Here is a 21,695-nt window from a genome sequence, read left to right as displayed (position 1 = left end):
CTAGTTATGAGACATGCAAGAGTGCAAGAGAGTTTGACCGTCCCAGTACTCTGTGGCTCACAGTAAAGAGACACGTCAACTAAGCAGTGATTACGGCTGAGTACGCCGTCGGCACGCTGGGTGCGTGCGCCCTCGCGGCCGGGCTGTACAAGGTGGTCACCAGCGCGGCCATCACCGGGGCGCTGACCGAGACGCTGGAACGGGCGCTCCGTGCGACGTAGCGCCCGACCGCGACCCGGCCGGTCGAACCGGCCTGTACGGGCCGTACGGAGGCCGTGGCAGGGGCCGTGGCAGGGGTCGTGGCGGGGGCGGCGCGGGGACGCCGGCTTCGTCACGGCGGAGACGGCGGTGCTGCTGCCCGCGCTCGTCCTGCTCGCGGCGATGCTGATCTGGGGCGTGCTCGCGGCCGCGGCGCAGATCACCTGCGTGGACGCGGCCAGGATCGGCGCCAGGGCGGCCGCCCGGGGCGAGTCGGACGCCGCCGGACTCGCCCGTGCGGCGGCTCCGCCGGGAGCGCGGGTCCGGGTGGCGGTCGCGGCGGACACGGTACGGGTCGACGTGGACGCCCCGTGCGCGGCGCCGGGGAGGTTGGCCGGGCTGCTCGCCGTCCGGGTCGGTGCGATGGCGGTGGCCGCCCGGGAGGACGTGCTGGGCGGCACCGCGGAAGGAACGGAAGGAGCGGAAGGGACCGTGGAGGGAGGAGGTGGAGGTGGATGGCCCGCCTGACGGCTCGACAGGTGGCCCGGAGGACTGCCAGGTCGGCCGACTGCCGTCCGGTTGGCCGTCGGTGGGCGGTGGAGTGGCCGGCGCGGTTGGGGCGGTTCGGGCGGGTCCGTAGCGCTCGGGCGGCGGCACCGGGCAGGGGCGGGTACGGGGCGGACACGGGCTCGGCGACGGTCTGGCTGCTCGCCCTGGCGATGCTGGGCACGACGGTCTTCGCGGCGACGGTCGCGGTCGGCACGGTGGTGGCCGCCCGGCACCGGGCCGAGTCGGCAGCCGACCTGGCGGCCCTCGCGGCCGCGGACCGGCTGCTGCTGGACCCGGACGGCGGCTGCGCCAGGGCCGTCGGGATCGCGGCGGCGCAGGGGGCCGCGCTGGTGTCCTGCGCGGTGGACCGCTCCGCGGACGCCGTCGAGGTGGTGGCCGAGGTGCCGGTCGGTGGGCTTCCGCGGCGGCTGCCGGTCGGTCCGGCGCGGGCGAGGTCGCGGGCCGGGCCGGTGCGGGCCCCGGCCACCGCGGCCGAGGACGGCCTCGGCGAGGCGCTGGGCGGCCCTGGAGGTCCTGGCGGCCCCAGCGGCCCCGGTACCTCGGGCGGGACCCCGAGCGCCGCGCCCACGGCCCCCGGCCCGTTGCCGGCCCCCGGTGCGCCCACGGCCCCGGGCGGGGCGGTGGCCTCATGAAGCGGCCGGTGCTCCGCCGTCCGGGTCCGCTGCGGGGCCCATCGCGGGCCCTACCGCTGGCCCTACCGCCGGGCCTGCGGCGGGGGCCGCCGCTCCGGCCGCCCCGGGGGCTCCGGCCAGCAGGACGTCCAGCAGCCGGACGGCGGCCGTCTTGTCCAGCGGGTCGTTCCCGTTGCCGCACTTGGGCGACTGGACGCAGGACGGGCAGCCGCGCTCGCACTCGCAGGAGGCGATCGCCGCGCGGGTGGCGGTGAGCCACTCGACGGCGCGCTGGAAGCCGCGTTCGGCGAAGCCGGCGCCGCCCGGGTGGCCGTCGTAGACGAACACCGTGGGCAGCCCGGTGTCGGGGTGCAGCGGGACGGAGACGCCGCCGATGTCCCACCGGTCGCAGGTGGCGAACAGCGGCAGCAGCCCGATCGAGGCGTGCTCGGCGGCATGGGCGGCGCCGGGCAGCCGGTCGAGCGGCAGGTCCGCGTCGAGCAGTTGGTCCTCGGTGACGGACCACCAGACGGCGCGGGTGCGCAGGGTGCGGGGCGGGAGGTCGAGCTTGCTCTCACCCATGATCTCCCCGGTGGAGATCCGCTTCCGGAGGTAGCCGACCACCTGGTTGACCACCTCCACCGAGCCGAAGCTGAGTCGGCCCTCGCCCCAGTGGACGGTGGTGTCGGTGTCGAGGACGGAGATGGAGGTGATGTCACGGGCGGCCGTGGTGTACGGCGGGTCAGCCGGTTCGACCAGGGCGACCGAGTCCTCCAGGTCGAGCTCCCGGACCAGGTAGGTACGGCCCTGGTGGAGGTGGACGGCCCCGGTGTGGACGGTGGTGTGGGCGGCCGCGGCGTCCACGGTGCCGAGCAGCCGGCCGGTGTCGGCCTCGACGATCTGCACCGGGCTGCCGCCGCTGCCCCGCAGGTCGACGGCGTCGGCGGCGCGCTCCCGGCGGGTCCAGTACCAGGAGCCGTCGGTGCGTCGGCGCAGCAGGCCGCGCCGTTCCAGCACCGGCAGCAGCGGTGCGGTGGAGGGCCCGAACAGCTCCAGGTCGGCGTCGGTGAGCGGGAGTTCGGCGGCGGCCGCGCACAGGTGCGGGGCGAGTACGTGCGGGTTGTCGGGGTCGAGCACGGTGGCCTCGACGGGTGTCGCGAACAGCGCCTCCGGGTGGTGCACCAGGTAGGTGTCCAGCGGGTCGTCGCGGGCGATCAGGATGGCCAGCGCGCCCTGGGCCTCCCGGCCCGCCCGGCCGGCCTGCTGCCAGAGCGAGGCCCGGGTGCCGGGGTAACCGGCCATCAGGACGGCGTCGAGGCCGGAGATGTCGACGCCGAGTTCGAGGGCGGAGGTGGAGGCGAGTCCGAGCAGTCGGCCGGAGTGGAGGTCGCGCTCCAGGGCCCGGCGTTCGTCGGCGAGGTAGCCGCCGCGGTAGGCGGCCACCCGCTCGGCGAGCGGTCGGCCGAGTTGGTCCTGGGTCTGCAGGGCGACGAGTTCGGCGGCGCGCCGGGAGCGGACGAACACGACCGTCCGGGTCTGCCGTTCGACCAGGTCGGTCAGCAGGTACGCGGCCTCGGCGGTGGCGGTGCGGCGCACCGGGGCGCCGTGCTCCCCGACGTTCTCGGTCAGCGGCGGCTCCCAGAGGCCGAAGACCATCGGACCGCGCGGCGAGGCGTCCTCGGTGACGGCCGCCGCGGGCAGACCGGTCAGTCGCCGGGCGGTGACGGCCGGGTCGGCGGTGGTGGCGGAGGCGAGCAGGAAGGTGGGTGACGAACCGTAACGGGCGCAGAGGCGGCGCAGCCGCCGCAGCACCTGGGCGACGTGCGAGCCGAACACGCCCCGGTAGCTGTGGCACTCGTCGACGACCACGTAGCGCAGCACCTTGAGGAAGGAGGCCCAGCGGGCGTGCGCGGGGAGGATGCCCCGGTGCAGCATGTCCGGGTTGGTGAGCACGTAGGAGGCGTACTGGCGGACCCACTCGCGCTCCTCGGGGGGCGTGTCGCCGTCGTACAGGGCGGCCCGGACCCGGGGCGGGGCGAGTTCGGCGGCGCGGCGGCGCTGGTCGGCGGCGAGCGCCTTGGTCGGGGCCAGGTAGAGCGCGGTGGCGCCGCGGCCGTTGCGGGCCTCGGTGCCCTCCAGCAGGTCGCTGAGGACCGGTGCCAGGTAGCCCAGCGACTTGCCCGAGGCGGTGCCTGTGGCGATCACCACAGTCTGGCCGCTTTTGGCCAGGTTCATCGCTTCTGCCTGGTGCGCCCAGGGCTGTTCCACCCCGACGTCCGCCGCGGCGACGACGATCTCCGGTCGGATCGAGTCGGGCCACGGTGAATAACGCGCAGGCCGGGCGGGAAGGTGCTCCGTATGGGTGAGCCGGTCGGCCCGCCCCCGACTGGTGGACAGGGTCGTGAGCAGTGCCTCGGGCAGGCTGTGTCGGGGCGGCATGAGGACCCAGTGTGTCACCGGCGTGACGGAGAATCGTCGTAAGCCATCGTGCGGTCATGGTCGCAGGTGGTTGAATGTGGCCGTGACGGCCGTATGGCCGTGGGTCGCAGCGCTGAGGCTCGCCACGCGTTGGCTTGTTGGCTTGGCGCGCCCGGGCTCGCGACCATGCGGTGGCGGCCGTCCGGCCGAGGATCGCACATGACGTAGCAAGGCAAGGTGCTGGAGGTTCCGTGGACCTGTCCCTGTCGACCCGTGCAGTCGGCGATCGTACGGTCGTCGAGGTTGGCGGCGAGATCGATGTGTACACCGCCCCGAAGCTGCGGGAGCAGCTGGTCGAGCTCGTCAACGACGGCAAGTACCACCTCGTCGTCGACATGGAGGGCGTCGACTTCCTCGACTCGACCGGCCTCGGCGTGCTCGTGGGCGGTCTGAAGCGGGTGCGTGCCCACGAGGGCTCGCTGCGCCTGGTGTGCAACCAGGAGCGCATTCTCAAGATCTTCCGGATCACCGGTCTGACGAAGGTCTTCCCGATCCACACTTCGGTGGACGACGCGGTCGCCGCGACCGACTGACGCGTCCGGGCCGGCCCCCGCGGTCGGCCCGCCCGTTCCACGCGTTCGGGGCGCGGGGGCCTGTGCGGCCCCCGTTCCCCGGGCGTCTCAGGGCCGGTCCAGCCGGTCCGCGGGGCCGCGCTGTCGGCCCCGGTCGGAGTACCCCGAGGGGGAGAGATGGCAACCGTCGAACTTCGATTCAGCGCGCTTCCCGAGCACGTGCGGACGGCCAGGCTGGTCGCCGCGGCCGTCGCCAGACGGGCCGGGGTCGACGAGTCGGTGCTCGACGAGGTACGGCTCGCGGTCGGTGAGGCGTGCTCCCGTGCGGTCGGTCTGCACCAGCGTGGTGGGATCGGCGGCACGGTGCGGGTCGCTTTGACCGACCAGGAGAAGCGTTTCCTCATCGAGGTCGAGGACGAGGCGGGCCCCGCCGCGGTCCCGGCCGCCGGTGCCGCCGAGGGCGGCGACCCGGACGAGGACACCCTGGGACTCGCCGTGATCACCGGCCTGGTCGAGGACCTGGAGGTCACCAACGGCGCCGACGGCGGCGTGATCCGGATGAGCTGGCCGGTTTCGGTGCCCTCCGTCGCGGTCTGACGTCACCCGGCTGTGCCTGCGGGCGCCCACGTTCCGGACGCTCGTACTCCGGACGCCCACGTTCCGGACGCCCGTTGACAAGGTGTGCGGCCCGGCGGTTCGCTGCTTCCGGCACGACCGGGTCCGGTCATCGACCGGACCTCGTCGCGGAAGAGGAAGCACATGCGGATCCGCATCCTGTGGCCGGCCGGGCAGGCCACCGCCACGCTGGCGGCCACCCCCACCACCGAAGCGCTCTGGGCCGAGCTGCCGATCAGTTCCACGGCCTCCACCTGGGGCGAGGAGGTCTACTTCGGCACGCCCGTGAGCGTGCCGCGCGAGGACGGTGCCCGGCAGGTGGTCGAGCCGGGCACGGTCGCGTACTGGACCGACGGCGACAGCCTCGCGCTGCCGTACGGACCGACCCCGATCTCGCACGACGGCGAGTGCCGACTGGCCGGTCCCTGCAACGTCCTCGGCCTGCTGGACGGCGATGCCCGGGTGCTGAGCACCGTGCGGCCGGGTGATCCGATCCGGGTCGAGCGGGCCTGAGCGTCGGGGAGGAGTCGTGGGCGTCGGGCGGGGGCCGGGCACCGTGCGTGGGGCGGGAGTTCGGGGCCGGGAGGGGCGGGAGCCGGGCAGCCGGGAACCGGACGGGCGGTGACGGCCGTGTAGGTTCGACGACCGAAGACGACCGAAACCGAAAGGCTCCTCCCGGTGAACAAGCGACTGCTGGCCGTACCCGCCCTCGGCGTGCTGCTCGCGTTCGGCGCCGTCGGCTGCGGCGGCGACGACAACAGCAAGCAGCTGGACTCCTGGGCGTCGAACGTCTGCGGCGCGGCCAAGGACCCGATCGCCCAGGCGCAGGTCGCGCTCGCCGACACCGCCCAGGTGAAGACCGGTGAGTCCCCGACCGACCTGCGGAAGCGGCTGTCGGCGGACATCGGGCGACTGGGCAAGACCAACCAGGACATCGCGGCCGCGATCGACGCGGCCGGTGCGCCCAAGGTGGACAACGGTGCCGCGCTGCAGAAGGACACCGTCGACGAGTTGAAGAAGGCGGCCGACGGCTACCTGGACGTCCAGAAGAAGCTGGACGCCCTGGCCATCGACGACCAGGCGAAGTTCGCGGACGGGCTGAACAGCGTCGGCGACCAGTTGCGTCGGCTGTCCTCGCTGTCCACCCAGGCGCAGAGCAAGCTGGGCAGCGGCGACCTCGGCAGGGCGATGGCCAAGCAGGAGGGGTGCAAGCCCTCCCAGGCCACCCCGGGTGCCGGGGCGAGCGGCAGTGCCGGTGGCTCCACGGCCACCCCCGGTGCGGGCGGCAGCCCGAGCGCCGGTGCCACCTCCTCGGCGGGTGCCCCCAGCGGCAGCCCCGCGCCGGGCGGGACGGACAGCGCGAGCCCGGCGGCCGCCCCCTCGGCGGGCGCCACCACCCCGGCGGCCCCGGCTTCGTCCTCGGCCCCGGCGGCGCCGGCACCCAGCGCGAGCTGAGCCGAGGTCCCGTCCGGCGTCCCGGCTTCCGGAGGCCCTGCCCGACGTCCCGACGTCCCGGTGCGCCCGGTGGGGCGCTCCGGCCGTCGGCGGGGGCGTGGGGCCGGGCCTGCGCTCCCGGTGGGGTCGGCGGGCCGGTGGGGCAGGGGCGGGGTGAGGCGGGGGACAATGGCGGGGTGATCAGTAGCCCCGTTCTCGACCCGACCCGCCTGGCCAAGCTGCGCGAGGCGCTGCTGGCCGCCTCGTTCACCGCCGATGGGTGCCTGGACCTCCTGGGGCCCACCGGCTACGCGGCGTTGGCCCGCAGTGAGGCCGTCCCGGCGCTGCGCGCGACGCGGGGCGGCAGCCCGCTGGAGACCCTGGTGCGGCTCTTCCTGCTGCAGCAGCCGGTGCCGTACCGGGCGGCCGCCGCCGCGCTGCCGGTGGAGGACTGCCTGGCGGACGGCTGGCTGCGCCCGGACGGGGACCTGGTGCGCGCCACCGTGGACGTCCGGCCGTACGCCAACGAGGTTTCCGGGATGCCCAGTTCGGACGCCTGGGTGGTGTCCGACCTGGGGTGCGCGGTCGGTGGCGCGGGCGGGATCGGCTCCGGTGAGACCGCGCACGGGGTGGCCCGCAAGGACCTGGTGCTGGGGGTCGGCGGGGCGTCCACCACGCTGGCCAACATCACCGTGCGCCGTCCCGTCCGGGCGGCGCTGGACCTCGGTTCGGGCTCTGGCGTACAGGCGCTGCACGCGGCCCGGCACGCCGGGAGCGTCACCGCCACCGACCTCAACCCGCGTGCCCTGCGGTTCACCGAACTGACCCTGGCGCTGTCCGGGTTCGACGACACCGAGGTGTTCACCGGCAGTCTCTTCGAGCCGGTCGGGGAGCGGAAGTTCGACCTGATCGTCTCCAACCCGCCGTTCGTGATCTCGCCCGGCGGCCGGTTCACCTACCGTGACGGCGGCATGGCCGGGGACGACCTGTGCCGCAGCCTGGTGCGGTCGGCCGCCGAGCACCTGGAGGCGGGTGGCTACTGCCAGTTGCTCGCCAACTGGCAGCACGTCAGGGGCGAGGACTGGCAGGAGCGGCTGGCCGGCTGGGTGGCGGGCACCGGACTGGACGCCTGGGTGGTCCAGCGCGAGGTCCAGGACGTGGCCCAGTACGCCGAGTTGTGGCTGCGCGACGGCGGTGACCACCGCGGCCCGGGCGGCGACTACCAGGCCCGGTACGGCGAGTGGCTGGACGCCTTCGAGGCGGGCCGGGTCGAGGGCATCGGGATGGGCTGGATCACCCTGCGGGCGGGCGGCGCCGAGCGTCCGACCGTGCGGGTGGAGGAGTGGCCGCACCCGGTGGAGCAGCCACTCGGTCCGCACATCGACGCGTGGTTCGACCGGCAGGACTTCCTGCGCTCGCACGACGACGCGGGCCTGCTCGCGGCCCGCTACGTGCTGGCCGACGAGGTGGTCCAGGAGCAGGTCGGTGCGCCGGGGGCGGAGGACCCGGAGCACGTGGTGCTGCGACACAACCGGGGCATGCGGCGGGCCACCAAGGTGGACACGGTCGGCGCCGGGTTCGTCGGGGTGTGCGACGGCACGCTCTCGGCGGGCGAGATCGTGGACGCCATCGCGCACCTGCTGGGCGAGGACCGGGTGGTGCTGCGGGACCGGGTGCCGGAGTCGCTCCGGCTGCTGACCGAGCAGGGGTTCATCGACCCGGTGCGGTGAGGTCCGGTGCGGTGCGGTGCCGTGCGGGGCCGTGCCGTGTGGCGTGGTGCCGTGCCGTGCCGTGCCGTACTTCGGCCCCGTTCGGTAGAACGCCGCCCCGGCACCTTCCGGTTCACCCTCCCGTACCCCCTGGTTCGTCCGGTGGTCCCCGTCCGGCTGCCCGCCGTTGGTCGGGTGCTGTGAGGCTCTGTCCACAGGCTGTGGACAGAGTTGGGGAGCCGGGGGCCAGGGGTGGACACGACGACGGCGACCGTCGGCGGGCTGGTGCTCGCCCTCTTCGGTGGCGCGCTGCTGCTCTGGTGCGCCGCCGAAGTGCGCCTTCGCCACCGGGTGCGCCGCTCGGGGGTTCCGGTGGTGGCGACGGTCGTCGCCGAGAGGGACGTGCACGGCCAGCTGGACAGCGCGCCGCTGCTCTCCTTCTCCGTGCCGCCGACGGTCGGCGGGGCCGGGCCGGGCTCCGGCTCCGGTTCCGGCCGGATCGCGGAACTCGTGCTCACCCGGCCGCGCGGGCACACCCCGCTGCGCCGTCCGGAGCGGTTCGCGCCCGGAGCCCCGGTGCGGATCTGCTACGACCCGGACCGCCCCCGCCGGGCGGTGCTGGCGGCCGGGGAGATCGGCCGGGCGGCGGTCGTCGACCTGCTCTGGTGCGCCCTGGGGGTGGCGTGCCTGGGGGCGGGAGCCGGGCTGCTGGCGGCGATCGGCCGCTGAGGGGGCGAGCAGCCCCTCGGTCGGTCGGCCGGACCCGGTGTCAGGGTCCGTCGGCCGGATCCGGCGGTCCGTCGGCTGTCGTCCGGCAGCCGGGTCCGGCGCGATCCGGAGAGCGCCATACCGCATGCGCGCCGATTTTCCGTTGACAGATCTTGAAATCCGTCATTCCATCCTCCGGAACCTGCCGAAGCCCCCCTCCACGGGGCGCGAACCTCCGTCATCGGGTTACCGTTCGAGTGGCGTCGGTGAGCGCGGCAAGCGAAACAGCGGGATCCGTCCGTTTGACAAGGGTGGCCGGGGTACGGTCACACTCCGCTGGTGGGGTGTCGTGCAGTGGCGACCCCGGGACGGTGGAGGGGTCGGGCGGAGCGCAGCCCGTGCTGCCAGCGCCGACCAGCCACATAAGGACCGGGAGAGAAGAGCGAAGGTGTCCCCGAGCAGCGAGACCGCGCACGGACAGCGACTCGTCATTGTCGAGTCGCCGGCCAAGGCGAAGACGATCAAGGGCTACCTGGGCCCCGGCTACATCGTCGAGGCGAGCGTCGGGCACATCCGCGACCTGCCCAGCACCGCGGCCGAGGTGCCGGACAAGTACACCGGCGAGGTGCGCCGCCTCGGAGTGGACGTCGATCACGACTTCGCTCCGATCTACGTGGTCAACGCGGACAAGAAGTCCCAGGTCAGCAAGTTGAAGTCGCTCCTGGCGGAGTCCGACGAACTCTTCCTGGCCACCGATGAGGACCGCGAGGGCGAGGCCATCGCGTGGCACCTCCAGCAGGTCCTCAAGCCCAAGGTGCCGGTGCACCGGATGGTGTTCCACGAGATCACCAAGACGGCGATCCAGGAGGCCGTGGCCAACCCGCGCGAGCTGAACCAGCGCCTGGTCGACGCCCAGGAGACCCGCCGCATCCTCGACCGCCTCTACGGCTTCGAGGTCTCGCCGGTGCTGTGGAAGAAGGTCATGCCGAAGCTGTCGGCGGGCCGGGTGCAGTCCGTGGCGACCCGTCTGGTGGTCGAGCGCGAGCGTGAGCGGATGGCCTTCCACACCGCCTCGTACTGGGACCTGGTCGGCACCTTCGGCACCGGCCGCACCCCGGCCGACGCCGCCAACCCGGAGACCTTCGGCGCCCGGCTGGCCTCGGTCGACGGCAAGCGGATCGCCAGCGGCCGCGACTTCGGTTCGGACGGCCGGCTCAAGGCCGGCAGCACCAACACCCTGCACCTGGACGAGCAGGCCGCGCGTCAGCTGGCTGCCGCCCTGGAGCAGACCGCGTTCAGCGTCCGCAGCGTCGAGTCCAAGCCGTACCGCCGCTCGCCGTACGCGCCGTTCCGCACCACCACGCTCCAGCAGGAGGCCAGCCGCAAGCTGGGCTTCGGTGCCAAGCGGACCATGCAGGTGGCCCAGAAGCTGTACGAGAACGGCTTCATCACCTACATGCGTACCGACTCGACCACGCTGTCGGAGACGGCCGTCACCGCCGCCCGCGCGCAGGTCACCCAGCTGTACGGCGCCGACTACCTGCCGGACGCCCCGCGCACCTACGCCAGCAAGGTCAAGAACGCCCAGGAGGCGCACGAGGCCGTCCGCCCCTCCGGCGACCGCTTCCGCACCCCCGCCGAGACCGGTCTGAGCGGCGACGACTTCCGGCTGTACGAGCTGATCTGGATGCGCACCGTCGCCTCCCAGATGAAGGACGCGGTCGGCCAGTCCGTCACCGTCCGGGTCGGTGGCGCCTCCGCCGACGGGCGGGACGTCGAGTTCTCCGCCTCCGGCAAGATCATCACCTTCCACGGCTTCCTCAAGGCCTACGTCGAGGGCGCCGACGACCCGAACGCCGAGCTCGACGACCGCGAGCGCCGGCTGCCGCAGGTCGCCCAGGGCGACCCGCTGGCCGCCGAGCGGATCACCCCGGAGGGCCACGCCACCAAGCCGCCGGCCCGCTACACCGAGGCCTCGCTGGTCAAGGAGCTGGAGGACCGCGAGATCGGCCGCCCCTCCACCTACGCGTCGATCATCGACACGATCATCCAGCGCCGGTACGTGTTCAAGAAGGGCACGGCGCTCGTCCCGTCCTTCCTCTCCTTCGCCGTGGTCAACCTGCTGGAGAAGCACTTCGGCCGGCTGGTCGACTACGACTTCACCGCGAGGATGGAGGACGACCTCGACCGGATCGCCGCCGGTGAGGCGAAGTCCGTGCCGTGGCTCAAGCGCTTCTACTTCGGTGAGGGCGAGGGCGCGGCCGGCGGTGCCGCCGAGGCCGGCAACGGCGACGGCGACCACCTGGGCGGCCTGAAGGAACTGGTCACCGACCTCGGCGCGATCGACGCCCGGGAGATCAGCTCGTTCCGGATCAGCGACGACATCACCCTGCGGGTCGGCCGCTACGGCCCGTACGTCGAGCGCGCCTCCGCCGTCGAGGGCGAGCCCGGCCAGCGCGCCGACATCCCGGACGAGCTGCCGCCGGACGAGCTGACCGTCGAGCTGGCCGAGGAGCTGCTGGCCAAGCCCAGCGGCGACTTCGAGCTCGGCCCGGACCCGGTCAGCGGCAACATGCTGGTCGCCAAGGACGGCCGCTACGGCCCGTACGTGACCGAGATCCTGCCCGAGGGCACGCCCAAGACCGGCAAGAACGCCGTCAAGCCGCGGACCGCCTCGCTGTTCAAGACGATGGCGCTGGACACCGTCACCCTGGAGGACGCGCTGCGGCTGCTCTCGCTGCCGCGCGTGGTCGGCACCGACGCCGAGGGCGCCGAGATCACCGCGCAGAACGGCCGCTACGGCCCGTACCTCAAGCGCGGCACCGACTCGCGCTCGCTCACCAGCGAGGACCAGCTCTTCACCATCACCCTCGACGAGGCGCTGGCGATCTACGCCCAGCCCAAGCAGCGCGGTCGCGCCGCGGCCGCCCCGCCGCTCAAGGAGCTGGGCACCGACCCGGTCTCCGAGCGCCCGGTGGTGGTCAAGGACGGCCGCTTCGGCCCGTACGTGACCGACGGCGAGACCAACGCCACGCTGCGCAAGGACGACGAGGTCGAGACCATCACGCCGGAGCGCGGCTACGAGCTGCTCGCCGAGAAGCGGGCGCGCGGGCCGGTGAAGAAGGTGGCGAAGAAGGCCCCGGCGAAGAAGGCCGCGGCCAAGAAGACGACCACCGCCAAGGCGACGGCGACCAAGACCGCCGCCAAGAAGACGGCGGCGAAGAAGACGACCACCACCAAGACGGCGGCGGCGAAGAAGACGGCCGCGAAGAAGACCGCGGCCGCCAAGACCACCGCCACCACCGACGAGGGCTGATCCGACGGGGCTGATCCGTCGGGGCTGATCCGTCGGGCGGCAGCTCGACGGCGGCACCGGGCCCGCGTCCCCCACCAGGGGGCGCGGGCCCGAGCTCTGTGCGGGGACGGGCCCGAGCTCTGTGCGGGGACGGGCCCGAGCTCTGTGCAGGGATCGTCACAGGCCGGTGATGAGGGCGAACCGGAACCCCCTTCGTCTCAATCCGGCAAAGCCCAGCCCGCTACGCTGACCGTATGACGAGCGAGGAGCAGCCCACCCCCAGCGCCGCCCCGGCCGCCGGAGCCACCGGGCCCGACCTGCCCGAGGTCGCGCCCGCCGGCACCCCGGTGGACCGGGCCCGGGCGCTGCTGCGGACCAGGCCCTACCGGCGCCTGTGGACCACCCAGCTGATCGGCGGCACCGCCGACCGGCTCGGGCTGCTGGTGCTGCTCGCGCTCACCGTGATCGCCGTCGCCCAGGGCGGGCAGTTCGGCGACCTGCCGCGCAGCCTCGCCTTCGCCGTGGCGGCCGTCCTCGCCGCCCGGGTGGCGGCCACCGGGCTGGTCGGCGTGGCGCTGCTGGAGCCGGTGCACCAGCTGGTCGCCGGCAAGCTCGACCGGCGCTGGACGCTGGTCGGCGCCGACGCGCTGAGCGCCCTGCTGATCGGGCTCGCGCCCTGGTGGACGGTCTGGCTGGGCTCCGGCCCCCGGCCCTCCGGCGGGGCCGGCTACGTGCTGCTCGCCACCGTGTTCCTCACCGGTGCGGCCGAGCGGGTCCGGGGGATCGCCAGGGCCGTCGCCGTCCCCGGCCTGCTGCCGCCGGCCAACCCGTACGCCCCGGCCGCCGAGCGGCGGCCGGCCGCCGCCAACCTGGACACCGTCCGGAGCATCGACCGGTTCACCGGCTGGGTCACCGTGCCGCTCGGCGCCCTCGGCCTGGTCGCGTTCACCCTGGTCAACAACGTCGGTGCGGCGCTCGGCTCGGACTGGCTGCGCGCCCACCAGCTGACCTTCGCGGCGCTCGGCGCGGCCGGCCTGTTCACCGCCGCGGCCGTCCGCGGCCACCTCCAGCAGCTGCCCGGCGGCCCCGTGGCCGTCGCCCCGCACTCGCCGCTGACCGGCCTGCGCGCCCCGACCGACGCGACCCCCGGCCCCGCCCTGGGCAAGGGCCGCACCGGCAGCGCCCCGTACTTCACCTTCGCCGTCGCGGCCGGCTACGCCTCGATGGCGGGCGTCGCCGCCCTGGCGCTGCTCACCGCCGCCGAGCACCGGGCCGGACCGATCGGCTACGGCCTGGTCGTGCTCGCCGCGGCCAGTGCCCCGGCGCTGGGCGCCCGGCTCACCCGCGCCACCCTGCCCTCGCTCTCCCGCCGCCGGCTGCTCGCGCTGGCGCTGCTCGCCGAGGGCGTCGCGCTGATCCTGGCCGGGCTGGTGCTGGACTTCGTGCTGGTCCTGCTGCTCACCGTGCTGGCCGGACTGGCCGCCGGGATCGTCGTCTCCGCCGGGCGGGGCCTGCTCGCCCAGGAGGTCGAGGAGGCCCGGCTGTCCAAGGTCACCGAGCACCTGTACGCGGTGCTGCGGGCCGTGGTCGCCGCCGTGCTGGTCGTCGTCCCACTGATCGCCGCCGGGTACGGGGACGTCGAGTACGGCACCGTCGAGCCCGGCTCGTTCACCTTCATCCACGGCGGCGGCGCCCTCGCCGTCGCCACCGCGGGGCTGCTCACCCTCGTCCTCGCCGCCGTCGTGCTGCTGCGCACCGACGACCGGCGCGGCACCGTGCCGTTCGGCCGGGACCTGGTCGACGCCGTCCGCGGCGGCAGCGGCCCGGTGCCGCACCGGGGCGCCGGCACCGGCTTCTTCATCGCCCTGGAGGGCGGCGACGGCGCCGGCAAGTCCACCCAGGCCCAGGCACTCGCCGAGTGGATCCGCGGCAAGGGGCACGAGGTCGTGCTCACCCGGGAGCCCGGCGGCAGCCCGGTCGGCCAGCGGCTGCGCGGCCTCGTCCTGGACGTCGGCAACACCGGCCTGTCGCACCGCGCCGAGGCGCTGATCTACGCGGCCGACCGCGCGGAGCACGTCGAGAACGTCATCCGGCCGGCCCTCGCCCGCGGCGCCGTGGTGATCACCGACCGGTACATGGACTCCTCCATCGCCTACCAGGGCGCCGGGCGCGACCTGGCCGCCACCGAGGTCGCCCGGATCTCCCGCTGGGCGACCGGCGGACTGCTGCCCGACCTCACCGTGGTGCTGGACGTCGACCCGACCCGGGCCCGGCAGCGCTTCACCGAGGCGCTCGACCGGCTGGAGTCCGAGCCCACCGAGTTCCACCAGCGGGTCCGGGCCGGCTTCCTCGCCCTCGCGGCCGCCGACCCGGCGCGCTACCTGGTGGTGGACGGCAGCCAGGCCCCCGGCTTCGTCACCACCGCCATCCGCCACCGGCTCGACCGCGAGCTGCCGCTCTCCGAGCAGGAGAAGGCCGCCCGCGCCGAGCAGGAGCGGCTGGCCAAGGAGGAGGCCGAGCGGCGCGCCGCCGAGGAGGCCCGCAGGAAGGCCGAGGAGGAGGCCGCCGAGCGCAAGCGCCAGGAGGTGCTGGCGCAGCTGCGGGCCGAGCAGGCCGAGCAGGAGCGGCTCGCCAAGGAGGAGGCCGAGCGGGTCGCCGCCGAGGCGCGGCGCAAGGCCGAGGAGGAGGCCCGCCGCCGGGCCGAGCAGGAAGCCCGTCGCCGGGCCGAGGAAGAGGCTCGCCGTCGGGCGGAGGAAGAGGTCCGGCTGGCGGCGGAGGCCGCCGAACGGAAGCGGATCGCCGACGAGGCGGCCGCCCAGGCCGAGCTCCAGCGGCAGCGGGAGCTGGCGCGCGAGGAGCAGCGGCGCCGGGCGGAGGAGGCGCTGCAGCGGGCCGAGGAGGCCCGGCTGGCGCAGGCCGCCGCGCTCGCGGCTGCGGCTGCTGCGGCGCAGACGGCTGCGGACCGGGCCGGTGCGGCGGCGACGGCGGAGCTCCGGGCGGTTCGGGACACGCCTCGGGACGAGCCTCGGGACGCGCCTCGGGACACTTCTCGGGACGCGGCGGGCGGCCTCGGCGACGAGGCGACGCGGGAGCTGACGCCGCAGGACCGGCAGGCGGCCGTCCGGGCGGCTGAGGCTGTTGAGGCCGCTAAGGCCGCGAGGGCGGCTGAGGCTGTTGAGGCGACCACCCGGCTGCCGAAGGTGCCGGCCGTCGACGAGACCGCGGTGCTGCCGAAGGTGCCTGCGGTGGACGAGACGGCCGTGCTGCCGAGGGTTCCCGCCGTGGACGAGACGGCGGTGCTGCCGCGGGTCGGTCCGGGGCGTCCCGGCGAGCCGGTGGACAGTACCCGTGAGCTGCCGGTGGTTCCGCAGGCCGGCGAGTCACAGTCCGGCGAGTCGCAGTCCACCGCCGAGCGGCCGAGGCCGGACTGGGCCGAGGAGACGCCGATGGACGACCTGCCGAGCCTCACCGACACGCTGCTCGGCTCGCGGGACGAGTGGGCGCACTGGGAGCACGGCGGAGACCGGGCCGACCCCGGCCGCGGTGGCGGGGACGACCGCGGCGAGGACGGCGGCAAGGGCAAGGACAAGGGCAAGAGCCGCCGCTGGGGCCGACGCAGCTGAGCAGCGCTGGCCGGGAGGTCCGACGGCCGGTTGGAGGACGGGCGGTGTCGCACCGGGGGAGCCCCGGGGTGGCACCGCCCGTCGTCGTACCCGGGGCGCGCGGCTGTCGGCCGTGGGTTCGGCCGTGAGTTCGGCTGTGAGTTCGGCCGTGGGCTCGGCGGGGGTGCGGGGCGGGGCGGCGGCGGTTCGGCCGTCGTTCGCGGCCCGGTGCGCCTCGGACGGAGCAGTGGCTGTCGGAGCGGAGACGTATGCTCGACGGCGGGGAATCGGCGCCTGGCGCGCTGCCGTACGGAGCTTGGGAGCAGCAGTGGCCGTCTGGGACGACCTGGTGGGCCAGGATCGGGTGGTCGAACAGCTGACCGCCGCGGCCCGGGCGGCCGGGGCGACGGTCGAGGCCGGTCGCGGCGCCGCCGCCGACCAGGGCGGGAACGCCTCCCTGATGACGCACGCCTGGCTGTTCACCGGCCCGCCCGGCGCCGGGCAGGTCACCGCCGCGCGCGCCTTCGCCGCCGCCCTCCAGTGCACCAGCCCCGACCTCGCGCTGGGCGGCACGCCCGGCTGCGGGTTCTGCGACGGCTGCCACACCGTGCTGGCCGGCAGCCACGCCGACGTCAAGTACGTGCGGACGGACGGCCTGTCTATCGGCGTCGGCGACATGCGCGACCTGGTCCTGCGCGCCTCCAGCTACCCGACCGGCGGCCGCTGGTCGGTGATCCTGGTGGACGCCGCCCACCGGCTCACCGAGGCCGCCGCCAACGCGCTGCTCAAGGGCGTGGAGGAGCCCTCCCCGCGCACCGTCTGGCTGCTGTGCGCCCCCTCCGTCCAGGACGTGCTGCCGACCATCCGCTCGCGCTGCCGCCTGCTGGTGCTGCGCACGCCCGCCGCCGAGGCGGTCGCCGACATGCTGGTCGGCCGTGACGGCGTCGACCCGGAGACCGCCAGGCTCGCCGCGCTCGCCGGCCAGGGCGACATCGAACGCACCCGCCGCCTCGCCGTGGACGAGCAGGCCCGCACCCGCCGGGCCGAGGTGCTGCGGATCCCGCTGGAGGTCGCCGACATCGGCGGCTGCCTGACCGCCGCCCAGCGCCTGGTCGACACCGCCAAGGCGGACGCCGAGGCCCTCGCCGAGACCCAGGACACCAAGGAGACCGACGACCTCAAGGCCGCCTACGGCGCCGCCGAGGGCAGCAAGGCGCCGCGCGGCATGGCCGGGGCCGTCAAGGAGCTGGAGAAGCGGCAGAAGAGCCGGGCCACCCGCACCCGCCGGGAGACGCTCGGGGTCGCGCTGCTCGACCTGCTCGGGTTCTACCGGGACGTGCTGGCGATCCAGCTCGGCTCCACCGGTGTGCTCGCCAACGAGGACCAGCGGCAGGCGCTCGACCGGGTCGCCCGGGACGGGACGGCCGAGAACACCCTGCGCCGGATCGAGGCGGTGCTCGCCTGCCGGGTGGCGCTGGACCGCAACGTGGACCCGCTGCTCGCGGTCGAGGCGATGACGATGGCGCTGCGGGCGGGCTGAGGGGCGTCCCGGTCGGGGGCGGTTGGGCGGTTGAGCGGCTGTCGGGTTGTCGGCTCGTCAGGTCGTCAGCTGGTGTGGCTCTGCGGCCGTGCGGACGGCGGTGGGGCAGGGGCCGTACGCCGCCCGGAGGTGCCGGGGGTCGGTCCGGCGTCCCACCTTCGAGTGAACGGGCGATACTCGCCGGGCACACCCGCGTGTGACGGCGTGCCCGTTGTGCACGCTGGGGGCCGACTGTGCCCCGGCCGTACCCCGGTCCTCCCCGTCGGGAGGGCCCGCCGCCGGAGCGGTCGCCCCCCGCACGGCACCGGGTCCGGTCCGGCGCCGGCCCTCGTCCCGAGGTGGTGCGTTCCGTGGTTCGTCCGCTCCTCGTCATTCCCCTGCTGGCTGCCGCCATCGGCGGACTCTGGCTGGCGCGTGGTGCGCTCCAGCGCTGGCGCGACCTGCAGTCCGCCGCGACCTACGAACTGGCGGGCGACCGGTGGCCGATGCTGGTCCGGGCGGGAGGGGCGATGGTCTGCGGGGTGTGCGTCACCGCGTTGACGCTGCTCACCGCGCTCGGGGCGTTCGGTGGTCTCGGGCACGGCCCGTCCTCGACGGACCGGACCGAATCGGCTGTCGACGCGGCCGCGGCCGGGGCCTGGTCGGGCTCCGCGCCGGGGACGGCGGGCCGGCAGCAGGCGGCGCCGCCCGTCGCCACCGAGCCGGCCGCAGGTGCGGCAGGTGCGGCAGGTGCGTCGGGGGCGGGTGCGGCGGGTGCCTCGGCGTCGGCGGCCGCCCCCGCCGTGGTCAGCCGCTTCGACAGCGTGGGGCACCCGGGCGGCGGCGAACTGCTGCAGTCCGCCGTGCTCGGCCCCGACGGGAAGCCGCGCAACGTCCGGGTCTGGCTGCCCGCGCAGTACGCCAAGGAGCCCAACGCGCGCTTCCCGGTCGTCGTGATGCACGCCGCCACCCCGGGCAAGACCGCCGACGCCGAGGTCCCGGACGTCTTCGAGGGCGTCGGCGCCGCCCTGCAAGCCGGCCGCGCCCGTCCGTTCATCCTGGTCGCCCCCGAGGCGCCGAACGGCACCGCGCACCCCTGCGAACTGGTCGCCGCCGCCCCGGCCGCCGTCGCCGACGACGCGGCCCTGCGCACCACCATCGCCGCCTCCTTCCGCACCCTCCAGCCCGGCCCGGCCTCCTGGGGCACCCTCGGGGTCGACGGCGGCGCGCCGTGCGCCGCCGCGGCCGGGCTCTCCCGCCCGGACCTGTACGGCGCCGCCGCCGCCGTCTCCGGCCGCTACGACACCGCCGCGCTCACCCAGACCGGCGCCGAGGCCCCGGCGGGCAGCTCGGCCAAGCTGCTGCTCGCCGCCGCCAAGGGCGACGCCGCCGGGCTCGACGCGGCCCGCAAGCTGCAGGCCTCGCTCAAGGCCGCTCCGGGCCCGGCGGCCAAGGCCGAGGTGCGGATCTCGGACAACGTGCAGGACTACTCGGCGGACCGGGAGCGGCTGCGACTGGTCCGTCAGGCGGCACAGTTCCTGGCCGAGGCGCTGGCCAAGGCTTCCTGAGCGACGCTGGTGGAGGCGTCGTGAGCGCCGGCCGAGCCGGCGTTACGCTGCCCGGTGCCCGGGGTGGGTACCGGGCAGCGGTGTTCCTTCGTTCCCGTGCGTTTCTCGGACTGGTGGGTTGGGAGGAGACGGATGAGGGGCTCCGCGCGGTTGCGGGCGGTTGCGGTGGTGCTCGCGGTCGGGCTGCTGGCGGCCTCGGCGGGCGGGTGCGGCCGGGGTTCCTCGGGGCCGGCGGGTGGGTCCGGCGCCTCCGGTGTGCCCGGACAGGCCTCCTCCGACTCGACGGCTGCGGGGGCGGACGCGGGTACGGGCGCGGGCTCGGACGCGGGTGCGGGTGCGCGGCCCGGTGGTGGTGACGGTGACGGTGCCGGCGTCGGAGCCACCCCCTTGGAGCCGCTGCCCGCCGCCGTCCCCGCCGCGCTCGCGCCGTACTACGCCCAGCACCCGGCCTGGCAGTCGTGCGACGGCGGTTTCGAGTGCGCCACCTTCCGGGTCCCGATGGACTACGACCACCCCGGTGACGGTGAGCTCACCCTCGCGGCCGCCCGCGCCGCCGCCCTGCCCGACGACCCCGGCGGCGCCGGCGCCGTCGGCGACACCCCCCGGGCGGGCTCGCTGCTGCTCAACCCGGGCGGCCCCGGCGGCTCGGCGGTCGAGTACCTGGAGGCCGTCGCCGGGACGTACGACCGCACGGTGCGCGCCCGGTACGACCTGGTCGGCCTCGACCCGCGGGGGGTCGGCCGCAGCAACCCGGTCAGCTGCCTGAACGGCGAGCGGATGGACGCCTTCACCGCCGCCGATCTGGCTCCCGGCGACCAGGGGGCGGTCGACGCGCTGGTCGCCGTCGACAAGGAGTTCGCCGAGGGCTGCCGCAGGCAGGCCGGGACCGCGCTCGGCCACCTCAGCACCGTCGAGTCCGCCCGCGACATGGACGTGCTGCGCGCCCTGCTCGGCGACGAGCGGCTCAACTTCGTCGGAAAGTCGTACGGCACCTTCCTCGGCGCCACCTACGCGGGCCTGTTCCCGACCCGGGTCGGGCGGGTGGTGCTGGACGGCGCCATGGACCCGGCGCTCGACTCCGTCACCGGCAACCGCACCCAGGCCGGCGGCTTCGAGACCGCCTGGACCGCCTTCGCCGAGGACTGCGCCAAGCGCGAGGACTGCCCGCTCGGCCGCACCGGACAGCAGGTCGGCGACCAGCTCACCGCCCTGCTCGCGACCGTCCACGCCCACCCGCTGCCCAGCACCGACAACGGGCGCCGGCTCACCGAGGCCCAGGCCACCACCGGCGTCGTCCAGGCCATGTACGCCGAGTTCCTCTGGCCCAAGCTGCGCACCGCGCTCACCGACGCCAGGGCCGGCGACGGCACCGGGCTGCTCAAGCTCTCCGACGCCTACTACGGGCGCGAGGCGGACGGCTCCTACCCCAACCTGATGTTCGCCAACACGGCGGTCAACTGCCTCGACCTGCCCGCGCCGTTCCGCTCGCCCGAGGACGTCCAGCGGGCGGTGCCGGACTTCGAACGCGCCTCGCCGCACTTCGGCCGCGACATGGCCTGGATGGCCCTGACCTGCGCCTACTGGCCCGTCCGGGCCACCGGCGCGGCCCACACCATCCGGGCCGCCGGCGCCGCCCCGATCGTCGTCATCGGCACCACCCGCGACCCGGCCACCCCCTACGCGTGGGCCCGCTCCCTCGCCGGACAGCTGGAATCCGGCCGCCTGCTCACCTACGACGGCGACGGCCACACCGCGTACGGGCGGCGCAGCAGCTGCGTCGACGGCGCGGTCAACCGCTTCCTGCTCACCGGGGAGGCGCCGGACCAGGGCAAGCGCTGCGACCGGTAGCCCCGGGTGGCCCCGGGTGGCCCCGGGGAGCCGCCGGCCGGGCCTCCGCTCAGGCGGAGGAGACCGCCAGCTTCGCGGCGAAGCCCGCGAACAGGACGGCGACACCGCTGGTCAGGGTCGCGGACAGGCGCCGGCGGCGACGGAAGGCCGTCGCGAGCGTGGTGCCCGCGAATATCAGCAGCGAGAGGTACAGCATGCTGAAGGTCTGCAGGATCCCGCCCAGCAGCGCGAAGGAGAGCACCGGCTGCCCGTAGGACGGGTCGACGAACTGGGTGAAGAACGACAGCAGGAACAGGATCGCCTTCGGGTTCAGCAGGCTGATCACCAGCGCCCGCCGGAACGGCCGCTCACCCGCCTCCTCCACCGCCTCCGCACCGCCCGCCGGATCGGCCTCGGCCCGGTGCTCGCGCCACAGCTGGCGGGCCGCCCGCAGCATCCCGAAGCCGATCCACAGCAGGTACGCGGCACCGCCGAACTTCACCACCGCGAACACCGCCGGATTGGCCTTCAACAGCGAGGCCGCCCCCAACGAGGTCAGGCTGATCAACGTGAGGTCGCCGACGAACACCCCCGCCGCGGCCCGGTACCCGGTCCGGACGCCCTTGCGGGCGGCGACCGACAGCACGTACAGCGAGTTGGGGCCGGGCAGCAGAATGATGACGAGGGCGCCGAGGACGTACGTCGCCAGGTCGTTGACACCGAACACGGTGGCTCCGGGAGTGGGGAGGGGGGCTGGCAGGGGGCGCTCATCGTAACGTCGTACCGGCGATCGACCGAAGCGAAAACCGTCCACCCCTCGCCGCACCCCCACCCCGGCCCCACCCCGGCCCCACCGCCCCGGCTACGGATCACCTGCGAACCTGTGTAGACTGACCCGCGTTGCCACCACACGTGGCAGCGGTGCCGCCTTAGCTCAGTTGGCCAGAGCAACGCACTCGTAATGCGTAGGTCGCGGGTTCGAATCCCGCAGGCGGCTCTGTAGAAGCCCCAGGACTCACTCGCCGTGACCTGGGGCTTTTGCCTTTACT

The 21,695-nt window shown here is 74.9% G+C and carries 16 protein-coding genes and 1 tRNA gene; 15 read left to right on the top strand and 2 right to left on the bottom strand.

From position 1 onward, the window contains the following. Positions 1–86 precede the first annotated feature (86 nt). The 3 genes from ACFWXO_RS39255 to ACFWXO_RS39245 all read left to right on the top strand — a co-directional run bounded on the left by ACFWXO_RS39255 (position 87) and on the right by ACFWXO_RS39245 (position 1,400). Positions 87–221, top strand: coding sequence for a DUF4244 domain-containing protein (locus tag ACFWXO_RS39255; RefSeq protein WP_380530459.1), 135 nt, complete (start codon positions 87–89; stop codon positions 219–221). Between the two features lie 127 nt (positions 222–348). Then, positions 349–726: a TadE family type IV pilus minor pilin gene (locus ACFWXO_RS39250; protein WP_380530456.1), complete on the top strand. Its 378-nt coding sequence runs from the start codon at positions 349–351 to the stop codon at positions 724–726. A gap of 191 nt (positions 727–917) precedes the next feature. Continuing rightward, positions 918–1,400 (top strand): Rv3654c family TadE-like protein, encoded by a 483-nt coding sequence (locus ACFWXO_RS39245; protein ID WP_380530453.1) that lies wholly within the window; start codon positions 918–920, stop codon positions 1,398–1,400. Here the strand turns inward: ACFWXO_RS39245 and ACFWXO_RS39240 are convergent. After that, entirely contained in the window at positions 1,395–3,818 is a 2,424-nt protein-coding gene (locus ACFWXO_RS39240) for a DEAD/DEAH box helicase (RefSeq protein ID WP_380530451.1), read from the bottom strand. The two genes, ACFWXO_RS39245 and ACFWXO_RS39240, sit on opposite strands and share 6 nt — an antisense overlap. Before the next feature lie 230 nt (positions 3,819–4,048). Here ACFWXO_RS39240 and bldG point away from each other — a divergent pair, with 230 nt between their 5' ends. The 11 genes from bldG to ACFWXO_RS39185 all read left to right on the top strand — a co-directional run bounded on the left by bldG (position 4,049) and on the right by ACFWXO_RS39185 (position 20,667). Next, positions 4,049–4,390: an anti-sigma factor antagonist BldG gene (gene bldG / locus ACFWXO_RS39235; RefSeq protein WP_188305076.1), complete on the top strand. Its 342-nt coding sequence runs from the start codon at positions 4,049–4,051 to the stop codon at positions 4,388–4,390. Between the two features lie 156 nt (positions 4,391–4,546). Beyond that, a complete protein-coding gene (locus ACFWXO_RS39230; protein WP_375887576.1) occupies positions 4,547–4,966 on the top strand; it encodes an ATP-binding protein in 420 nt (139 codons plus the stop codon). Between the two features lie 162 nt (positions 4,967–5,128). Then, positions 5,129–5,497, top strand: a complete 369-nt coding sequence (locus ACFWXO_RS39225; protein ID WP_375887574.1) for a cyclophilin-like fold protein — start codon at positions 5,129–5,131, stop codon at positions 5,495–5,497. A gap of 165 nt (positions 5,498–5,662) precedes the next feature. Then, the gene (locus ACFWXO_RS39220) at positions 5,663–6,439 is read left to right on the top strand and encodes a hypothetical protein (RefSeq protein WP_380530446.1); all 777 of its coding nucleotides are present in this window, start codon (positions 5,663–5,665) and stop codon (positions 6,437–6,439) included. 176 nt (positions 6,440–6,615) lie between these two features. Then, positions 6,616–8,148 carry a methyltransferase gene (locus ACFWXO_RS39215; RefSeq protein WP_380530444.1) on the top strand — a complete coding sequence of 511 codons (1,533 nt, stop codon included), beginning with the start codon at positions 6,616–6,618 and terminating at the stop codon, positions 8,146–8,148. 231 nt (positions 8,149–8,379) lie between these two features. Further along, the gene (locus ACFWXO_RS39210) at positions 8,380–8,856 is read left to right on the top strand and encodes a DUF3592 domain-containing protein (RefSeq protein WP_375887567.1); all 477 of its coding nucleotides are present in this window, start codon (positions 8,380–8,382) and stop codon (positions 8,854–8,856) included. A 427-nt stretch (positions 8,857–9,283) separates the two neighbouring features. Continuing rightward, entirely contained in the window at positions 9,284–12,151 is a 2,868-nt protein-coding gene (topA, locus tag ACFWXO_RS39205) for a type I DNA topoisomerase (RefSeq protein ID WP_375887564.1), read from the top strand. Between the two features lie 233 nt (positions 12,152–12,384). Beyond that, positions 12,385–15,753, top strand: coding sequence for a dTMP kinase (gene tmk / locus ACFWXO_RS39200; RefSeq protein WP_380530440.1), 3,369 nt, complete (start codon positions 12,385–12,387; stop codon positions 15,751–15,753). A 307-nt stretch (positions 15,754–16,060) separates the two neighbouring features. Then, positions 16,061–17,272 carry a DNA polymerase III subunit delta' gene (locus ACFWXO_RS39195; protein ID WP_375887698.1) on the top strand — a complete coding sequence of 404 codons (1,212 nt, stop codon included), beginning with the start codon at positions 16,061–16,063 and terminating at the stop codon, positions 17,270–17,272. Positions 17,273–17,622: 350 nt separating this feature from the next. Beyond that, positions 17,623–18,819, top strand: coding sequence for a hypothetical protein (locus ACFWXO_RS39190; RefSeq protein ID WP_380530437.1), 1,197 nt, complete (start codon positions 17,623–17,625; stop codon positions 18,817–18,819). Between the two features lie 132 nt (positions 18,820–18,951). Further along, positions 18,952–20,667, top strand: coding sequence for an alpha/beta hydrolase (locus ACFWXO_RS39185; RefSeq protein ID WP_380530434.1), 1,716 nt, complete (start codon positions 18,952–18,954; stop codon positions 20,665–20,667). Between the two features lie 49 nt (positions 20,668–20,716). On the opposite strand, the gene leuE is transcribed toward ACFWXO_RS39185, so the two are convergent. Next, positions 20,717–21,373 (bottom strand): leucine efflux protein LeuE, encoded by a 657-nt coding sequence (gene leuE / locus ACFWXO_RS39180; protein WP_375887555.1) that lies wholly within the window; start codon positions 21,371–21,373, stop codon positions 20,717–20,719. Between the two features lie 196 nt (positions 21,374–21,569). Between leuE and ACFWXO_RS39175 the strand changes: the two genes are divergently transcribed. Beyond that, a tRNA-Thr gene (locus ACFWXO_RS39175) sits at positions 21,570–21,643 on the top strand. Positions 21,644–21,695: the final 52 nt, after the last annotated feature.

Origin of the sequence: Kitasatospora sp. NPDC059088, from assembly GCF_042738155.1 — a bacterium.
Classification (GTDB): Bacteria; Actinomycetota; Actinomycetes; order Streptomycetales; family Streptomycetaceae; genus Kitasatospora.
Note: the sequence above shows the minus strand (reverse complement) of the source record. Positions and strands in the feature narration are given on the sequence as shown.